This window comes from Spirosoma sp. KUDC1026 (assembly GCF_013375035.1).
GTDB lineage: Bacteria > Bacteroidota > Bacteroidia > Cytophagales > Spirosomataceae > Spirosoma.
Genome location: NZ_CP056032.1, coordinates 4,607,095 through 4,625,758, shown reverse-complemented (window position 1 = coordinate 4,625,758; position 18,664 = coordinate 4,607,095). Strand labels below are relative to the sequence as shown.

The 18,664-nt window shown below is 46.2% G+C and carries 12 protein-coding genes and 1 CRISPR repeat array; all 12 genes read right to left on the bottom strand.

Annotation, left to right across the window (positions count from 1 at the left end; genetic code table 11):
- Nucleotides 1–27: 27 nt before the first annotated feature.
- Nucleotides 28–597, bottom strand: coding sequence for a sugar O-acetyltransferase (locus tag HU175_RS19450; RefSeq protein WP_176568162.1), 570 nt, complete (start codon nt 595–597; stop codon nt 28–30).
- Between the two features lie 218 nt (nt 598–815).
- A complete protein-coding gene (locus HU175_RS19445; protein ID WP_228724215.1) occupies nt 816–2,396 on the bottom strand; it encodes a TolC family protein in 1,581 nt (526 codons plus the stop codon).
- Nucleotides 2,393–3,745, bottom strand: coding sequence for an HlyD family secretion protein (locus HU175_RS19440; protein WP_176568161.1), 1,353 nt, complete (start codon nt 3,743–3,745; stop codon nt 2,393–2,395). Before HU175_RS19440 ends, HU175_RS19445 begins: the two co-directional genes overlap by 4 nt.
- Nucleotides 3,738–4,787 carry an ABC transporter ATP-binding protein gene (locus HU175_RS19435; protein ID WP_176568160.1) on the bottom strand — a complete coding sequence of 350 codons (1,050 nt, stop codon included), beginning with the start codon at nt 4,785–4,787 and terminating at the stop codon, nt 3,738–3,740. The genes HU175_RS19440 and HU175_RS19435 overlap by 8 nt, the downstream gene beginning before the upstream one ends.
- 379 nt (nt 4,788–5,166) lie before the next feature.
- Nucleotides 5,167–9,334: direct repeats of the CRISPR family, unit length 30 nt; unit sequence ATTTCAATTCCACTCAGGTACGATTAGAAG.
- A 215-nt stretch (nt 9,335–9,549) separates the two neighbouring features.
- Nucleotides 9,550–9,813, bottom strand: a complete 264-nt coding sequence (gene cas2 / locus HU175_RS19430; RefSeq protein ID WP_176568159.1) for a CRISPR-associated endonuclease Cas2 — start codon at nt 9,811–9,813, stop codon at nt 9,550–9,552.
- Between the two features lie 80 nt (nt 9,814–9,893).
- On the bottom strand, nt 9,894–10,916 hold the full coding sequence (gene cas1b, locus HU175_RS19425; protein WP_176568158.1) for a type I-B CRISPR-associated endonuclease Cas1b: 1,023 nt from the start codon (nt 10,914–10,916) through the stop codon (nt 9,894–9,896).
- 130 nt (nt 10,917–11,046) lie between these two features.
- The gene (locus HU175_RS19420) at nt 11,047–11,418 is read right to left on the bottom strand and encodes a GxxExxY protein (RefSeq protein WP_176568157.1); all 372 of its coding nucleotides are present in this window, start codon (nt 11,416–11,418) and stop codon (nt 11,047–11,049) included.
- Nucleotides 11,419–11,539: 121 nt separating this feature from the next.
- On the bottom strand, nt 11,540–12,019 hold the full coding sequence (gene cas4, locus HU175_RS19415; protein ID WP_255433136.1) for a CRISPR-associated protein Cas4: 480 nt from the start codon (nt 12,017–12,019) through the stop codon (nt 11,540–11,542).
- A 36-nt stretch (nt 12,020–12,055) separates the two neighbouring features.
- The gene (cas3, locus tag HU175_RS19410) at nt 12,056–14,827 is read right to left on the bottom strand and encodes a CRISPR-associated helicase Cas3' (RefSeq protein ID WP_176568155.1); all 2,772 of its coding nucleotides are present in this window, start codon (nt 14,825–14,827) and stop codon (nt 12,056–12,058) included.
- The gene (gene cas5b / locus HU175_RS19405; protein WP_228724214.1) at nt 14,805–15,662 is read right to left on the bottom strand and encodes a type I-B CRISPR-associated protein Cas5b; all 858 of its coding nucleotides are present in this window, start codon (nt 15,660–15,662) and stop codon (nt 14,805–14,807) included. Before cas5b ends, cas3 begins: the two co-directional genes overlap by 23 nt.
- Entirely contained in the window at nt 15,659–16,597 is a 939-nt protein-coding gene (locus tag HU175_RS19400) for a type I CRISPR-associated protein Cas7 (RefSeq protein ID WP_176568154.1), read from the bottom strand. The genes cas5b and HU175_RS19400 overlap by 4 nt, the downstream gene beginning before the upstream one ends.
- Before the next feature lie 12 nt (nt 16,598–16,609).
- Nucleotides 16,610–18,574, bottom strand: coding sequence for a hypothetical protein (locus HU175_RS19395; protein ID WP_176568153.1), 1,965 nt, complete (start codon nt 18,572–18,574; stop codon nt 16,610–16,612).
- Between the last annotated feature and the right edge of the window lie 90 nt (nt 18,575–18,664).

Below are 18,664 nucleotides of genomic sequence, written 5' to 3'. Positions count from 1 at the left end.
CGATGGGCATCGGCGGCCCTGCTGTATTTATTCTTTATCGTCTTCGAAAAGGTGCCGAACAACTCGGCAGGGGTTTCCGGCGGCAAATACGTCGGCCGGAATGTCGCGGGTAACGACGCTGCCTGCGCCAATGATGGTCCGATCACCGATGCTGACGCCTGGACAGATAACGGCACTACCGCCCACCCAGACATCGCTGCCGATGATAATCGGTTTAGCATATTCGACTCCCGATGCCCGGACCTGATGGTCGATGGGATGGGTAGCCGTGTAGACCTGTACATTCGGTCCGAACAGCGTCCGGTCGCCGATGGTGACGGTCGTTACGTCCAGCACGACGCAGTTAAAATTGAAAAATACGTTCTCGCCGGTGATGATATTATAGCCGTAGTCACAGTAGAAGGGGGGCTGCAACCACAATCCCGATCCTGCCTTCGGGATCAATTTTTTCAGCAGCTGGGCGCGTTGTTCCGGCTGATCTTCCCGGCCGTTGTTTAATTCCTGAATCAGTAGCCGGGCCTGGGTGCGTTCTTCGGTTAATTGTGGATCGAGGGCGATGTAGAGCTCACCCGCCAGCATTTTGTCTTTCTCCGTCATGAAGCACTACGTTACGTTTATTATACAGCCTAATTTGGCACCACCTGACCTTCCTGTTTTCCGTGATCCACATATCCGGACCATGTCAACAGCACCCTAACTGATCCTCAATAACACAAGCCAAGCCTCCAAGGAATGGCTGCGGAAATGAGTGTCAGTCGGAATAGTGTTCGTTGCCGTACAGACGGCTGGTTTAATCTGCGTCGTTTCCGGGCTGGTTACCGCGTACCTACGTTGGCACCGGCTGCGTACCACAGGTTTGCCAGCGCTTTCTGGTGCTTGGCACGTAACTCTTCCAGCTTGACCTGATAATCAATTAACTTGGACTCCCGACTGTTCAGTAGGAATAACGAACTTTCGCCCAGCGAAAACTTTTCGGCTTCGGCGCGAACGAGCACCTGCTGATTGGCTGCCGTTTGCTGTTGGGTGGCAATCTGCTGCTCCAGCGTTGCCAGTTCGTTCCAGGCACGTTGTACCTCATTCACAATGTCCCGGCCGGTTTGCTGCCGCTCCAGACCTGTCTGCTGGTTTTTGAGCTGTACCTGCCGGAGCTTGCCCCGTTCGGTACGCAGAAACAGCGGAAAAGCGAAGTCGACGCCAATCTTGTGGTTGCTAGGCTGGAAACTGTAATAGTTAGCCCCGTCGTAATTCGCTTCCGAAAGAGGGCCACGACTCAATAAACTAGCTTCGAAGGCAACTTTTGGAAGCAGCAAAGCGCGCCGATAGCGTTCCTCAATTGTCAACTGTTGCTGTTTGGTCGCCAATTTTATCAGTTCCGGATGTTGTTGCGACGCCCGGGTAATCAGTTCGTCCAGCTGAACCTGATTGGTCAGGTTGGGCGGAGCCGTCTGCGGAATAACCGTCAGGGGCAGATCGATCGGCTGGGGTATCGCACCATCCCGGCTGCTCCACAGGAAAGCCGTCAGACTAAGCCGGGCATTCTGTAAGTTAACGGCTGCGTCCTGAATTTGGACCCGGCGGTCCTGAACCGTAATCAACGCTTCTGTCGTATCAATCGGAGCGGCATCGCCAATCAACGCCCGGCGTCTAACCGCCTGAAAACGGGTTTGAGCCAGCTGTAATCCCTGATCGGTCCATCGAAATTGCTGATATGCCAGGTACCAGTCCCAGTACGATTTGGCTGCATCATAAATCGTTTTGTTGATCAGCTTCAGCCGATCGGCATCGGCCAGATTAATCGCCAGCTGCGCCTGACGTAACGTATTACGCCGGGAATCGATCAGCAGCCCCTGCGTAAGAGGAACGCTGACGCCCAAGGCAACAAGCCCCGTTGGGGGCACGACGTTCTCAGGGTTAAGGTACTCGCCCCGGTTTCGGTCGTAACCCAGCTTAACGTCGAGCCCGCCGGGCCATACGGGCACTTTCAGCCCCGACTCCCATTTATCGTAATACAACGTATTGCCGAAGTTCTTCCGGTGGTAGTCCGAATAGAGTTTCGGGTCGAACGCGCCCCGCGCCTGTTGCACTTCGGCCTGCGCTTCGGCGGGAAGCAAGGCTGCCTGCCGGACAATCGGATTGTGCTCCAGGACGGCCTGGTAAAACTCGTCGGCTGAGAAAATTGATGCCGAGTCGAGCGGGCTGCCCGGACTTACTACGGTCGACGACATTACCCCCCGCGATGTTCCTGTACGGTTAATAGCATCTCTGGACAGACTATCAGCGTAGATTGGCAAGGGTCTCGGAGCAATAGCAGGAACCGGGGGGATACGTTGCGCCAATGCCGATCCAGCCCACAGCAGCATGCCCCAGACCCAGAGTAATGAAACGCTTATCCTCATAGCTTCTCCGTTTTCTCAGGTTCACTGCGCAAACTTGGGGGGAAGCCATTGAGCTGCCGCCAGATTTCGTACCAGATGGGTACATCGTCGAGCATAACCCAGCCTGCCACGCCAGAGCCAACCCGCAACTGCTCGGGCCAGGGCTGATCGCCCGGCATGACATCCGGTTTTACCAGTAACCGGTACTTGCCATTCTCGCTGCTGACGGCATCGATAACGACAACCCGGCCCGCAAACGTACCGACTGCCACGGCCGGCCATCCCGAAAACTGGATCGCGGGCCAGCCATCAAATTGAAGTCGAACGAGTCGACCACGCTGAATTAGGGGCACGTCCATCGCCCGCACGTAGAGTTCAACCGCCAGGTTTGGATTGGCTGGCTGGAGCGTGGCGATCGACTCGCCTTCCTTAATGGTTTCGCCAATCCCGGTTTTCAACGCCCGAACGACATAGCCGCTCTGCGGAGCCCGGATAACGTAATACCCCCGCCGGACGTCGACATTGCTGATCTTGTTCTTCATCTGAGCAATTTCGTTCTCCGCGCTGGCCTGGCTCGAAATGGCTGAGCTCCGGTCGGACATCGCTTTGGCAATATCCTGCTGGTACTTTGCCTGAATGAGCTGCAAATTCAGTTCAGCATTTGCCAGCGACTGCCGGGCTACGTTCAGCTCGTTTTCCTGCATGACTACTTTCGCATAATCTTGCTGCAGGTTAATCCGACGAGTTTCCAGATCCGTGAGGGAGAACAGCCCATCCTGAAAGCCTTTCTCGTAACGCTCCAGCCGCGCAACTGCAATCTGGTAGTTCCGGCGGATAGCAATCAGATCGGCACTGTCGATGCCAACCTGCAGCCGATTCTGACGCACCTTGTTCCGGGCGGTAGCGAGATCGACCTTGACACCGGAACCCAGGGCAGAGATTTGACCGTCCAAGGCCTCAACCTTTGCCTCGTTGGCCAACCGGGACCCCTGCTTCGCAGCCAGCTGCTCGTTGAGTCGCTGAGGGAGATTCGGATCGAAATATTCGTCCTTGATCTCGGAGATAACGAGCAGGGTATCGCCCTTCTGCACATACTGTCCTTCCCGAACCGACCAGCGTTCAATCCGGCCAGCTATAGCGTTCTGGAGCGTTTGGGGTCGATCCTGGGGGGTTAGCGCCGTTATGCTACCTGTTCCCGTGATGTTTTGTCGCCAGGGCAAGAGTAAAACAATCAGGCCAAGAATCAGAAAAAAAATCATCCATCGACCCAGTCGACGTTTACTACGGGGCTGTGGGAGTTCCTGTAAGGTTTTGAGCGGATACTCTTCGAACATCCGCTCATCAATACGTTGGTTTGATAAGTTAAGCATGAATTACGTCGTCGGTATCTTCGGTGTCGATCGGTAGGTCAGTTACGGCGGCAATTTTTTCCACGCCGGTCAGCATGTCAAACACTGTGTCGATGCTGGAAATGAGCTTGTTAACGGCGGCAGCAATCAGGACAATAACCAGCTCTGAGGCCACGAACTGTCCCAGTGCCAATTGCCGTCCAACAACCAATGTCGTGCCAATGATCAGTAATCCTCCGGTAATCAGCGTACTGAAACCAACGGAGGTGTAATAAAATCGCTTCAGAATACTGAAGTGGTCATTCCGGTCGGTGATGTAGCTGACCAATTTTTTGTCGATCTGATCGATTGGGCTCATACTCTTATCGGAATCAGCACCCGGCTCCTGCAATCCATCCCGGGCAGCTGCCCGTTGTTCCGATACTTTCAGGGCATATTGCTCCAGCCAGGCCACCACTTTGTACTTGTCGCTCGATTCCTTGATGCTGGTTCGCAGCCCTTCCGGGCCAAACAGGCGGGTAACCAAATAAATTACAATGAGTGTAAACAGGCCAAACCCCAGAAAAACCGGGTGGTAGAACGACAACAAAATGATACCAAACAGAATCTGCATAACTGCCGTCGGTAGGTCAATCAGAAGCTTCGACATACCTTTCTGAAGCGTCAAGACGTCGAAAAAGCGGTTCATCAGTTCAGGCGGGTAATGACCATCCATCGCTTCGGGTTTGATACGGGGCAGCCGATACGTGTATTCGAACGCCGTCTTGGCAAAGATTCGTTGCTGAATAATTTCGACCAGTGTAATTTGGACAATATTGAGTAGCCCGGAGACAATAACTCCAATGATTACCAGGCCAATCATTACGTAGACCGAACTGAATAGCAGTCCGCTGGAAACTAAGTTAAAAACGGCCTGCACACCTAAAGGAAGCGTGAGACTGATCAGACCGGTGATGGTTGCAAACAAAAGAATATAGCCAATGTCCTTTTGTTCAGTGCCTAACAGTCGTATCAGGCGCTGAACGGGCGTCGGAGGTGGCTGTAGGTGGGTACTTTCTGCCATGAGTGTAGTTAAGAGATGGACATTAAAATGGCATTAAAAAGCCATTAATGGGGTAACGACAGAAATTCTTTTTTGGTTTACGCTGGCTAAACAAGAATTTCTAAAAAATAGTTAAATTGACTTATTTGGAGAATGACCGGTATTCTTGTGGGACAGGTTATAGCAGCCAGATCAGCTCTTTCTGGCAAAAAAGTCAGTATAGATCAGCGGGTTAGGTATGAATATCTAGTTAACCGGCAAACAGCCATTGAGTTTTAAAAAATCTGCAGTCTTCCCTCCGTATTTCTACTAATCCCCATTCCGAACTAATACGCAGTAGTCTGGTAAGCAATCTAGGGTGAATTATACGGCCGTACCCCAGGTGCCTATCTCCACGATTCTTTCCGTTCCACTCAGGTAAGATTAGAAGTCTGAACATGGTAACGCCCCGCAGCAGCCTGACAGATTTCAATTCCACTCAGGTACGATTAGAAGGCCGCCACGGCCACTGCTGCCGCAATGAGTCCGAAATTTCAATTCCACTCAGGTACGATTAGAAGCAAAGTTGAGGAGGGCGAAGACGTGACCGGCTCAAAATTTCAATTCCACTCAGGTGCGATTAGAAGTTTCATTTCTATCGCTGGCTATGCCGCCCCACGATATTTCAATTCCACTCAGGTACGATTAGAAGCGTCCCCGAATGATTTTATCTGGGGTGGGTACAAGTATTTCAATTCCACTCAGGTACGATTAGAAGATTAAGAAACTGCGTGTTTTCTGAGCCGTAAAATAATTTCAATTCCACTCAGGTACGATTAGAAGTCAGCCGGGCGAGTGGTTATACCGCGTGCAGGAGGTATTTCAATTCCACTCAGGTACGATTAGAAGCTCGGTGGTGACTTACCCGGCCTACAATCAGACCAAATTTCAATTCCACTCAGGTACGATTAGAAGCGATGCTGGAGAAATATCGCAAGTGCTTTGCCTGGATTTCAATTCCACTCAGGTACGATTAGAAGGACGTCGGACGAAGTAGTTCTGTCTGAACTGGAGATATTTCAATTCCACTCAGGTACGATTAGAAGATTGCCCGTATTCCCGATGATCTGGTTCAACTGCTCCATTTCAATTCCACTCAGGTACGATTAGAAGACAGTGCCGCATGATCCGCCTTATAGCCCTCCAGATATTTCAATTCCACTCAGGTACGATTAGAAGGCGACGACGTACCTGATCCGGCTCAAAAACGATACCATTTCAATTCCACTCAGGTACGATTAGAAGATGATTGCGCGCGGGGCGGTGGCGCCGTCCATCAAATTTCAATTCCACTCAGGTACGATTAGAAGGCGCGCAGTTTCAACCTTTTTCTGAACCTCTGACGCTATTTCAATTCCACTCAGGTACGATTAGAAGCCCGGCTTTACGAACTTCCTAACCCTTACTTATTCAGATTTCAATTCCACTCAGGTACGATTAGAAGGATTTGGGTGCCGATTACCTCTGCTCTGTTTGTTAATTTCAATTCCACTCAGGTACGATTAGAAGAGGTACGGCCGCACGGCTACCCACAAAGCCGACCAAGATTTCAATTCCACTCAGGTACGATTAGAAGCACAAGCACCGTGGCGACCCGCCCCCCGTACATCGATTTCAATTCCACTCAGGTACGATTAGAAGAGAAACGTGCTGCGATAGGTGTAGCTGTCGCCAATGTATTTCAATTCCACTCAGGTACGATTAGAAGTTTGTCATATTCTCGCTTTGCTGCCAAAATAGTTTCATTTCAATTCCACTCAGGTACGATTAGAAGCTTGGTCAGCTGCATATTCAGCATGTCCGAAGGATATTTCAATTCCACTCAGGTACGATTAGAAGGACCGTGGTGCCGGTCACAGTGGGCTTGAAGCGCGATTTCAATTCCACTCAGGTACGATTAGAAGAACAAGGCTTTGCGACTTGCCGGGACGCTGGACAGATTTCAATTCCACTCAGGTACGATTAGAAGAATCTTTCCCGAAAAAGCCCGAGCCAGCGGTAACGCATTTCAATTCCACTCAGGTACGATTAGAAGGCGCCTTGATCGCCTTCACCCGCAGCCGTTCCTGATATTTCAATTCCACTCAGGTACGATTAGAAGCAACCGGCCGAATGATTATTAAAGACTTACTGACCCATTTCAATTCCACTCAGGTACGATTAGAAGTTGGCTACGCCATCCATTCACCCGCCTGGAGGTGCCATTTCAATTCCACTCAGGTACGATTAGAAGAACAATTTTACCCAATTATGGCAGTCCTTAAATTGTATTTCAATTCCACTCAGGTACGATTAGAAGTTCCCTATTTCTCACCTTATAAACTGTACGTACAAAATTTCAATTCCACTCAGGTACGATTAGAAGTTACTCACTGGGTTGGCCCTCCGAACCGTAATTATATTTCAATTCCACTCAGGTACGATTAGAAGTGCTACAGTCATTACCGGCGCCGATACTGAAAGCAAATTTCAATTCCACTCAGGTACGATTAGAAGTCACCTGCCGAACCTGACCATGCCCCAGTTGACGATATTTCAATTCCACTCAGGTACGATTAGAAGTTCTTGGTCCGCAGATCGTATTTGCCCATTATTCAAATTTCAATTCCACTCAGGTACGATTAGAAGTCTGGAACGGGGTAAACAGGCGGTCCTGTTTGATGTATTTCAATTCCACTCAGGTACGATTAGAAGATCAACGGGATGGGCGCTGTCGCTGTATTCATAATATTTCAATTCCACTCAGGTACGATTAGAAGTAGAGAGAATATTCATCGTACGCCAACCGGAATAATATTTCAATTCCACTCAGGTACGATTAGAAGACTTGGTAAAGTACGACCACCGCCAGCGGCCCGACCATTTCAATTCCACTCAGGTACGATTAGAAGGTACTGCCGACTTCGCTACGACGGCGAGTTGACGACATTTCAATTCCACTCAGGTACGATTAGAAGAGGGACGTAGTTATAAGTACAACTACGTAACTAATATTTCAATTCCACTCAGGTACGATTAGAAGTATCGGTCGAGGGAAAGCCCCCAAACAGAACCCCTATTTCAATTCCACTCAGGTACGATTAGAAGTGATATGGGTTTGCTTGTACTTCAGCGTATCATGTTATTTCAATTCCACTCAGGTACGATTAGAAGGCCCGTTACGACGACCGTATTGAAACGAATCCCTTATTTCAATTCCACTCAGGTACGATTAGAAGTGCGGGTGTCCCACTTCCAGCGGGTCAGAACGGCTTATTTCAATTCCACTCAGGTACGATTAGAAGGCTGATCAAAAAGCCCGAGCCGATCATGAGCATTGATTTCAATTCCACTCAGGTACGATTAGAAGGGATAGTTTTTCCGCGCCAAAATACATCTTATCATATTTCAATTCCACTCAGGTACGATTAGAAGCCCTTCGGGTTTTGCGGGCTTTGGTGCCTTTGGTAAATTTCAATTCCACTCAGGTACGATTAGAAGGCGACCAAAGAGGACCAGGCAAAGATCGCGTTCGAATTTCAATTCCACTCAGGTACGATTAGAAGAGCGGGCATTTTGGACCATGCTACATTCTCCAATATATTTCAATTCCACTCAGGTACGATTAGAAGACAGTTATGCCCTGCGTAGTAAGGCGATTGAAGAGGTATTTCAATTCCACTCAGGTACGATTAGAAGCAAAAAAGGCCCGTGGGTAAAGCAGGTATTCATCATATTTCAATTCCACTCAGGTACGATTAGAAGGCGGGTCGTCACCAGCTTGGACAGGATTACCTGCATTTCAATTCCACTCAGGTACGATTAGAAGCGACCGTCGCGGGAAAAACGCCCGCTCTGGCCGTATTTCAATTCCACTCAGGTACGATTAGAAGACCTTCCGCCGCTTTCTTCTTCTGCCTGAAGATTGTATTTCAATTCCACTCAGGTACGATTAGAAGCTATTGTTCCAGATGGAGCAAAAAGGCGATCAACGGATTTCAATTCCACTCAGGTACGATTAGAAGGTATCAAGCCGCTAATTCAGCAAGGTCCTTCTCAAATATTTCAATTCCACTCAGGTACGATTAGAAGGTCGATTCGCCAGAAGCAGGCTCAGTTCGAAGAAAATTTCAATTCCACTCAGGTACGATTAGAAGTGATGGGCTTTGCTCGAGGTGAGTTTCGAGTACTGGATTTCAATTCCACTCAGGTACGATTAGAAGGACCCCGCCGGGTCAACGCGGGAGAGATAAGAGGAATTTCAATTCCACTCAGGTACGATTAGAAGAGGGCGATAGCTGTAAGGAGCTGTCTCGTATCCCATTTCAATTCCACTCAGGTACGATTAGAAGTCTCACTAAATCCTGATCGTGCCAGCGACTATCAACATTTCAATTCCACTCAGGTACGATTAGAAGCAAAAAGAGACCACCCCCGCGTCGGACGGGCTACATATTTCAATTCCACTCAGGTACGATTAGAAGACAAGCTCGAAAAAGTAGACCCCAAGACGATCAGACATTTCAATTCCACTCAGGTACGATTAGAAGCCGTGAATTTACGACTAAAAAAAAGGCTTTTCTGAGCCTTTATGCCACTTTTGGTCTGGCCATTTGTAAACCAAAAATCGTCGATCACTAATAGTACGAAAACCCCCGGCGATCGACGACCGTTTATAATCAGATAGTTATGCCGTAATCAACTGCCAGGCATAAGAAAAACAGTACGTCAAAGAACAGGGTTAGAGCGATCGACGACAAAACCCTCACAGAAAATCATCTGTCGATTGCCGTTCGACACCCACGATCTGCTTGTCGAGCCACTTCTTATCGCGGTTTTTGAACAGGATCAGACTGTCTTCGTCCTCGTTCATAATCCGTCTGGCCTCGTGCAGAAGCTCCTTTAATTGAACCTCCGTCATTTCGCCTTCAAACACTGAGTTCTGCACCCAGTTCAGGTACCGCCGGCAAAGCTTGAGCATCTTCCCGACGCGCTTCTGCCCCATGTCATAAACCAGGATGATATACATAACTAAAGAGCGAAAGAGAGAATGAGCGAAAGAGCGGCTGACGCGAAGGGTTCACTCTTTCGCTCTTTCGCTCTTTGAATTTACCACCACGCTTTAAACGGTTTGTATTCTTCCATGCCCAGCAGATGCTTTTGAAGTTTGTAACACTCCAGTTTGATCAGGTGCTTGTAGCTGACGTTGCGGCCCAGCGACCGGTGCTTGATGGTTTCTTTCAGTGATTCGTCGAAGGCCTGTAAAAAGCGCTTGCGGGCGGCATCTTTCATCACACAGCCACCTACTTCCATCCGGAAATCCGACGGTTGCAGCTGGCGTTTGTTGACCATCCGGAAAATCAGTCGGTCGATCAGGATGGGCTTGAAAATCTCGGCCATGTCCAGCGCCAGCGAGTACCGACGGGCTCCCGGTTCGTGCAGAAAGCTGATGGTTGGGTTTAGTTGGGTGTGATAAATCATGCTCAGACAAGCTGAATAACAGAGCATATTCCCCAGCGAAATCATGGCGTTCAACTCGTTCTGGGGCGGGCGCTTACTACGTCCGTCCATGCAGAACGTCTCCCCCAGAATAGCATCGAAACAACCGTAGTACGTCTGACGGATGTTGCCTTCAATGCCCATCAACATGGGTACATCAGTTGCTGTTGGGATGCTGGCTAGTAATTGCTCAACCGTTTTAATCGAGTCACTCAGGTCGCAGGGACGACGATCGTTCTGGCGATTCTGATAGTATTTTAGCACACGCAGAATGTTGCTGGCGGCTCCTTCAATAAACGCCCGCGCCACCACCAGTCGCTTCTTTGCCGATACGTAATGCTTGGTTTGCTCTACCTGCATCTTCCCTGCCAGCAGGTACTCACGGGGCATAAATGAGCCGGTATAATGTTCGTAGTAGTCGAAGAAGTGAACGGCAATACCTTCCTTACCCAGAAAGTTGTACAGCGCCGAGTTGGCATCCAGACTCCCGAATACGTATAGATCTGATACCTGCTCGACGGGTAGAAAACGCGGCTGACCTTCGTTACCTTCTTCATCGACAGGCGTAAACTTGAGTGTATTATCCTGCCGACTCAACCGGCCCGGATTAAACAGGTATTTGGTTTGTTTCATATTTTTTTGACAGGATTTACAGGATAGACAGGATTTTGACCATAGAAGAGAAGGGTTTTGGTCGTAATAAGGACGATGATAGACAAGGCAATTTATCGCTGACGAAGATCTTGCTTATCCTGTCAAAAAATTAAGGCGCGTACGTGCGGTATTTCCGCTTGACGTCAACCCGGTTACCAAAGTTGATGAGCAAGCCAATGTCATTACCGGTAGCTGTTAGATAATTGACGAGTTGTAATTCGTGTTTGGGGTGAATGGCTTCTATGGCCTTGAGTTCGAGAATAATCTGACCTTCGACCAACAAGTCTGCTACAAAATCTCCTACCTGCAGATTCCTATAAAATACCGGAATGCCTACTTGTTGCTCAGCTAGCAGGCCAAGGTGCTGTAGTTCGATAAGTAGTGCGTTCTCATACACTTTTTCTAAAAAGCCAGGCCCTAAAGCGTTATGAACGGTGTATGCGGCAGCAATAATTTGGTGAGTTAAGTCACGGTGTTGCATATTTTTCGACAGGATGAGCAGGAGTTATTAGTTGGCAATGAGTGGGTTAAGTGTATATTTTATGATTTTTTGTTCGAAAGGGTACAAATCCTGTTTTATCCTGTTCATCCTGTCAGAAAACCTATTCCTCTTCTACGTAACAAAAATCAAAATAACTGCATGACCGACAGGTCGGCTTGTTGATTCGCTCGGGACAGCGTTCGCTGTCTACGATGCGCTCAATATCCCGAATCCAGCCCTCTACCATCGGTACGTCTGTTTCGTCGAGCTGGACGGTTTGCGTCTGGCGAAGTTTGGGGTACTCGATCAGACCCGTTGCTCCGTCGATGCCGTTTTTGCGAAGCAGATACAGGTAAAACTGCACCTGCGCTACGTGCGAATGTTCCAGCTTGTCGGACTTCTTGATTTCATGCACGACTTTGTCATATGGATCGTAGAAGTCAATTTTGGAACCGTCGAGAATGATTTCGCGGTAACGTTCGGCGCGCTGCGGGTACGCATGTTCGTGCAATTGCTTGCCTTCGGCGACCAGTTCGGAGTTGTGTTCCATACGTATCTGGTTGGCGTGAAGCCAAAGCTCTCGTTTGCAGATATGATACATGCCGATGAGAGAACCGGTGACGGTCTGCATAGTAAATCAGATTATTGCGTTTTCGCTGCTGCCAAAAGCCGACATATCAAGTCCAGTTCTATAGTCATACACTTTGTCGTAAAACTCCAAGTACAAATATTCTTCAAAGCTTTTATCTGGATCAATGAATTCCATGAAGTTCCGTTTGAGCGTATCAGTGTAAAAAATAGAAAATGTAAATTTCGACAGAATCCCCTGCATAATTTTCTTACTAACCTGCGATTCTGTTATCCCTAATTTCATATCATTCAACTGTCGGTACAACGTCCATACTTTGGAACCATCAACTTCTTTACCCCCCTTCTCGTAGCGCTGATTTTTCTCTAAAAAACCGAGTTCCGTTTTCGAGAAAATGTCTTCGGTTGCACCGACTTTTTCACCTTCAATAGTAACGGGTAAGAAAAGTGGAACAAACAGGGATAGATTTTTCTGATCAATCAATTGAAAATTTTTGTGGATTGATTCGTAATCAAGCTGTTGAATATCAGGCAGATACTTAGTTGAAAAATTTTCGATCCCGACTTTTTGGTTCAAATTATTACGCCCTGCTAAAACCTGATTATACAGCTTGCTAAAATCCTTTGTCTCCAGGATTTGCTTGTGATCAGCAACGGTTAATTTGTTACGGGTAATGTCGAAACGGTCGTCGTGCTTGTATAAAATTCCCGGCTCGTTCAGCTTGAATAAAAAAACGTTGCAAATGGCTTTCGTTACGTTGCGGTTTACCCGGCCTGCCAATTGTTCGTCGCTATCAATAAGCGAAATATTTTTAAAGCCGAGATCCATATCAATGTCCACGCCCGCTTCAACGACCTGCGTCGTGATGAGTAGCACTTTCATCTGCGCTTTTATATTCCGCTTCAGGAAATTGATAATTTCCCGGCGTCGCGGTTCCAGAATCGTGCCGGAGAGGACAAATACTTTATCGAAAAATACCTGACCTATTTGGTTGGCAAAATCAGTAGCCGACTTCTTATAGATGAACTCGATGATTGTGAACACGCGCCCGTTAACGTCTGCGTACGCTCGTGATTCCCTTAAAACGGCTTCAGCCAATTCTGTAGGCTCGATTGCGCGCGGAGTTTTACGATTTGGAGTTTCCAGTAAATCGAACCGGAAACGTACCCGGTCGCGGAAATTAGGATTCTGAAAATAATCCTTTGCGTTTGGAAGCAGGTCAATGAATTTTGGGGGCTGCGTTAGACCTACTTTTAACCCGTCAATACGGGGCAACGTAGCCGACATCAGCACAAACCGGATGTTGAAGGCCCGGCTGTACTGATCGAGCCAGAACAGTATTTTGTCCCAATGCTTTGGTGAATACGACTGCAATTCATCAATAACAACCACTGAATTAGCCAGCCGGTGCATCAGATAGATGCTGTCTTTCTCGTTCGATTTCAGAATGTCAAAAAAACGGATGTGCGTTAGTAGACAGACCGGAAAAAAAGCAAAATGATTTGCCAGTTGATTCTTCCACTGCTTGCCATAGTCACCTTCGTTGGTAGATACTTCTTTTTGCTGAAACCCTCCCCGCGAATGAAGTAAGCCAATCTGCGAATCATCCAATTGCCATGTCTCCTGTAATGCCTTATGTGTCTGCGTGATGAGCGTCGTAAACGGGAAAACGTAGAACATTTTATTAAGCGATACATCAAGACGTAGCAATTCTGCTGTTACCAGTGCCGAGATATTAGTTTTGCCGCCCCCGGTTGGTGCTTCCAGATAGAAAAGCCGTTGCTCTGGATGTTGCCTAACCTGCCGAACAGCCTGCACAGCCATTTCTAGTCGTAATGTATTCAGTGTTTCGTTATTCCGCTCAGTTGGTATAGTCGGTTGCCATGTAGCGTTATCCGCCAGCCGGAAGGCGTCGGCATTATAGGATTTACTGCTACGTGATGCATAAATTAGTTTCTGTCGAGTGACTTGATTCAATACACCAAAATCACCAACGCCTGCCTGATTCATGTATTCCGATGTGGCTAAATAATCGGCGGCAGTCAATAGGGAAAAGTTGAGACGAAGCAGGGCAAGAATAGAAAAGTCAAAACCAACTTTATCCGCCCAATCGAAAAAGCGGCTATCAAGATTTTTTCCGAGAAACAACTCATTAGCTAACTTAGGCACGTACTTCCAGCCATACCGATCTATGTAGCCAACCATACACTTTATTTCTGCCTCGCTAAAGACAATTGCTTTGCCATCAGGTTTTAGAAGTCTTGATCCATGATGTTTTATAATCGGATATGATAGCAGTAGCGTGAAATATAGTAGTTTACGTTGCTCTATAGGATCAGAAATAGTTAGCGTTGTAATGTCAAGGAAATGTCGGTATAGGTAAAGGTATGCTCCTAGTTTGGCGTGCCGCGTTTCAATAATCAGGCTTGGTATTTCAGCGAAAGCCGGATTGTTCATCTTTTTGGGATGGGCCTGAAAATTTTCATTGACCTTACCAAAATCGTGAAATAGAACGGTAGAGACAAAATGCCTTTTCAGCAAATTTCCTATTTCTACTTTCTGTTGAGCAGGAAAATATGCTTGGACGATATTACTGATCAACGTATCAATAACAGAGTCAAGATTATGTTGTCCTGTAAGTTCCAGAAAATAGCCATTTACTAAATGAACATGCTCGGGTAACGTCTCTGGCTTTTGGTCAGACGTAGCGTTATGTGGACGATGCGCCCAGTACTGGTCAGCATTTACCAATAATGATTCAATACGGGGCAACCTCTGAAAAATCAAAGCAACTGAATCAAATGAGCTGGACATATTCATTCGATGTATTAAGTCGATATAAACCACCCAATTGAGTCGGTGTCTTTAACGGATAGTCAGTATAAGCGAAGTCAATCAGGTTATACTGAAACAACTGCTCATTGAAACTGACAGGTAATCGTTCGAAGTAGATATAACTTCCCTTTTGCTCTGAAAAATCAAATAAATCGAAACGGTCATATCCATCATCAATTGATTTTGTGACAATCGTTTTCCGTTTATCAAATAATGTCTTCAGTTCAAATGCTTCTTGCGGTATGCTTTGGTCGACTTCATACTCTGCAACATTTTCCCACCAGGCCGTGAACTCATTCTTGCCCAGATACGGAACAAACTCGGCCTCCTGATTTTTGATACGTGTCAGTAATCGATTCTGTAATTCATCTGCTTCATTGAGGAGAACGTACACACGATAGGCTGGCGCGCGTAGCGTATTTTCATACACTATCTGATTAGCACCACTTTTACCATCTTTAGCTTTATTAGCATACCCAACAGTATTAGTATATTTAAGCGCTGTTTTCGTAAAGTTTCCCCGTTCGTGATCGAGGGGAGCGATGCCCACCCGCACATCTTTCAGCCGCTTGTAATACTCCGGCCATTGACCTTTCTGGGTATACCCTTTCAGCCCGGCAATCGCTCCCAGAATACCCAGCAAGGCGGGTTTATGAAGCATGTTGTAGGAGAGCTGTAAGCCATCGTTCACATCCGGCTTACGGAAAAAGCCAAAGTCTGCCCGTAAATCGAACGAAATCAAACGAAGGCTTACGGGCTTCGGCTCTGGAACAGGCTGTTGCTCTTTCTCTGTAAAATCGAGCTTCATTTGTTCGTTCATTGGTTCAGTTCCTGAATAGTCGCGTTGGTCGGAGTACCGGTTATTTGCGTGGCTGTTTTATCAAAATACAATTCGATTCTCTCGATGTGTTCGCTCACGGTTGGGCGTTCGAGAATCTCTGTAACCTTTTCCAGATGAATGACCCGGTCGGCATCTACCGAAATCAGTTCGACAAAGGAGGGCAGCACGAGCATCGATTCAGGTTTAAGCTGTACCCAAAGCATCAGTTCGTTTTCAGTGCCTGACTTGGCGGCCGAGTCATACAACGTAGCGCCCTGCGTTAAGGCTTTCTTAACTTTCGTAATGTCGTCGTCGGTTATGGTTTGCCCGCCCGAAAGCTTAATCAGATCACTGATGTTATGCGGATTGAGCGACAAGCCGTGTACGTAGTGGCCTTCGCTGAGCTTTGATTGAGTCCCTAATGTCGATGCTCCACTTTCAACAGATTCGCCTGTTTTTGATGCTTTATCATCTCGGAATGGAGACATTATCTGTTCAGAAAATACATTCCCAAGTCGATACTGATCAACTCCGTGCGTAATTTGTAATGGCCCATGAATTGACAAAGCCATTTCTTTCTTCTTGTTAGCGAACGTTGCCCCAAACAGTTTTACGTCTAAGCATTGAAGCAAGTTGGCAAGTGTCTTCTTTTTGTCTTTACCAACCTTGTCATCTGGAAATAATGTGCCATAGGCTTCATCTAAATCGTATGGATTCAGATTAGCATTTAATCTTTTAAAATATAAAACCTTAGCTTCTTTTGAATAAAACTTATCCCAATAATTTCGAACAGTGTACTTTAAGGCTTTATCTGTAGCATAAACCGTACCGTCTGGAAGTCTTCGGGGTTGGCTGGTGAAATCGGCATTATAGTTTGAATTGACCGACTTGATAATAACGCATCCGAAGACGCGATTAGGGAAAATGGTTGACATAGAAGTTTTGAATTAATTTGAATCAGTTTGTTTTTTCGTGTAGATAAAAGATGGACTGAAATATCCAGCCAGAATAAAAACCTGTAGCTTTTTCAGATCTATTCTCTTCTCGGGAAAATATCCCATAATCTCACGCATCAAGTTAGAAACACGGTTTTTGAACAGATTCGCAGGCCGCTCTACTTCGTGTTTATATCGCTCGAAAACGCGAATGATTTCCTGTTTGAACAAATCAATGTCTGTTTTTTGCAGGAATCCTTCAAGAACAGCATGGGACGTATCGGAAGTTTTGCTAAGACTTAACAAATAGTCAATCATTTGCCCAGCGATAAAGGCAAACTCATACTCATCTTCCAAAGGTACACGCTCACGACTATCAGCAATTTGCATAGTCTTGGTAGTTAATTGTTCAAGTTTGTCTGGCATATACAGTCCGTTAAAGTTTCGATTTTCAGGATCAAAGAAATGGTTAAGGCTAAATAAAATATTTAGTTTTTCTTTTAGCTGATAGTCTCTTTCATATTTCAAATCATCTGAAAAAGTAGAAACTACCATATTCCAAAAACTGTGATGATTAATAGCATCACGCTTGGATTTATAGACATAATCATAAACAGCATTTCGATAAGTCAAAGCTGCTAATTTTGTCATTGTTAGATGCTGCTCAGGTTTAACCGTATTAATTATATACTCCTTAGCATCTATATCACCGAAAAAATTGTCAATCTTCAAGTACTTATTTCCAATAAGAGGAGTAAAAACTGCGGTTAGAAGTTGAAAAGTATCTCGGATGTCATGGTATGTTTTAATCTGCTTATTAGTAGAAGCTACGCCCATAATGTTCTTGATTTCAAGCCAATCTTGTTTATTGTAATCATCCCGCAAATGATATTCAAACCGGCTAACAAAGTCGAAGTCTTTGATTTGGCCTTGCTGATAGTAAAGTAGATAATAATTACCTAGCTCATCTTTATGTTTATCATAAAGCTCCGTAATAATTTGAGCGTGCGTTTTTCGCTTTTCCCAGTCTTTGGGTGCATCTTCCTTGAAAATTCTAAAGAGATTTTGGCGCAGGTTTACTTTAGGTAGCTCATCACTGAAAATAAATATAGGCAATGGATTAGGTAGAGTACGACCTACCATTTGTTTAAATTCAACTAAAGCCAAAGCGTCCTCTGCGGTGATACGTCCTGATATATCAAAGGAAGCAGTTTTATGAGCAAGAAAAGGTTTTTTATCTGGTAAACCATTAAAAAAAGCACTTAACCCTTTTGTCTCGTTTGTTATTGGTCCTTTAGGCGTATTAAATAAATTGACACTAAAAATTTTATCAAAAAGGTATTTATCATAGGCACTTTTATAAACTGGTAGTGGTACATTTAAATAGAAAATAACATACTCTCCTTCCTTAAGCTGTTTATAACCACTAGCTTTATACTTATTATCTTCTACTATCATTTTTTCTTCTTCCTTGTCTATTCGACTTAGGAAGTCGTGAATTTTCTCCTGTGAATTCAAAGAATCTATAAACAGTTTTGCCTGTTCTTTTTCAACTCCATCTATAAATTCAATAGCCTTATCAAAATAGCTTTTCAAACTTCCATACACGATCGGCTTACCTTCTGCTTGGCGCTCCATCAGTTTTTTACCTCCTACAAGGTTCTGACGCTTGATTGCCAAGCAGAAAGGAGAGCATGAATGAATTGCCTTAGTTGTTTTGTCAATACATTTATTAGTATCTTCATCCACCATCCAGGCCGCCCGTGCCCAGGCCGCACATTTTTTCAGTGGCCCTTCATTCTGGTCAATCTTTTTCCTACGGTAAAGGGCATACTCGAACTGGTCAGCAATCCGAAGTTCGCCCTCCGGCGATTCTTCCAGCGACAGCACTATGTGCAGCCCTTCGCGAGGTTCAACGCCAATCTCTTTTAAGTCAGCGTCGAGTAATTGGGTAAAAGTTGAAAGTTCTTTTAGCATGGCACGTATTTATGTCAATAGATAGTAGATGGCGCTAGCAATCTACTTAAAAACATGATAGAGATACTGATAAGATGGAAAACTCTTATA

Bases quoted from the DNA above. Each gene is read 5' to 3' on its own strand.
- cas2 (WP_176568159.1), bottom strand. From the start codon at position 9,813: ATGTATATCATCCTGGTTTATGACATGGGGCAGAAGCGCGTCGGGAAG.
- HU175_RS19395 (WP_176568153.1), bottom strand. From the start codon at position 18,574: ATGCTAAAAGAACTTTCAACTTTTACCCAATTACTCGACGCTGACTTA.
- cas3 (WP_176568155.1), bottom strand. From the start codon at position 14,827: ATGAATATGTCCAGCTCATTTGATTCAGTTGCTTTGATTTTTCAGAGG.
- cas1b (WP_176568158.1), bottom strand. From the start codon at position 10,916: ATGAAACAAACCAAATACCTGTTTAATCCGGGCCGGTTGAGTCGGCAG.
- HU175_RS19420 (WP_176568157.1), bottom strand. From the start codon at position 11,418: ATGCAACACCGTGACTTAACTCACCAAATTATTGCTGCCGCATACACC.
- HU175_RS19450 (WP_176568162.1), bottom strand. From the start codon at position 597: ATGACGGAGAAAGACAAAATGCTGGCGGGTGAGCTCTACATCGCCCTC.
- HU175_RS19445 (WP_228724215.1), bottom strand. From the start codon at position 2,396: ATGAGGATAAGCGTTTCATTACTCTGGGTCTGGGGCATGCTGCTGTGG.
- HU175_RS19440 (WP_176568161.1), bottom strand. From the start codon at position 3,745: ATGCTTAACTTATCAAACCAACGTATTGATGAGCGGATGTTCGAAGAG.
- HU175_RS19435 (WP_176568160.1), bottom strand. From the start codon at position 4,787: ATGGCAGAAAGTACCCACCTACAGCCACCTCCGACGCCCGTTCAGCGC.
- HU175_RS19400 (WP_176568154.1), bottom strand. From the start codon at position 16,597: ATGTCAACCATTTTCCCTAATCGCGTCTTCGGATGCGTTATTATCAAG.
- cas4 (WP_255433136.1), bottom strand. From the start codon at position 12,019: ATGTATCATATCTGCAAACGAGAGCTTTGGCTTCACGCCAACCAGATA.
- cas5b (WP_228724214.1), bottom strand. From the start codon at position 15,662: ATGAACGAACAAATGAAGCTCGATTTTACAGAGAAAGAGCAACAGCCT.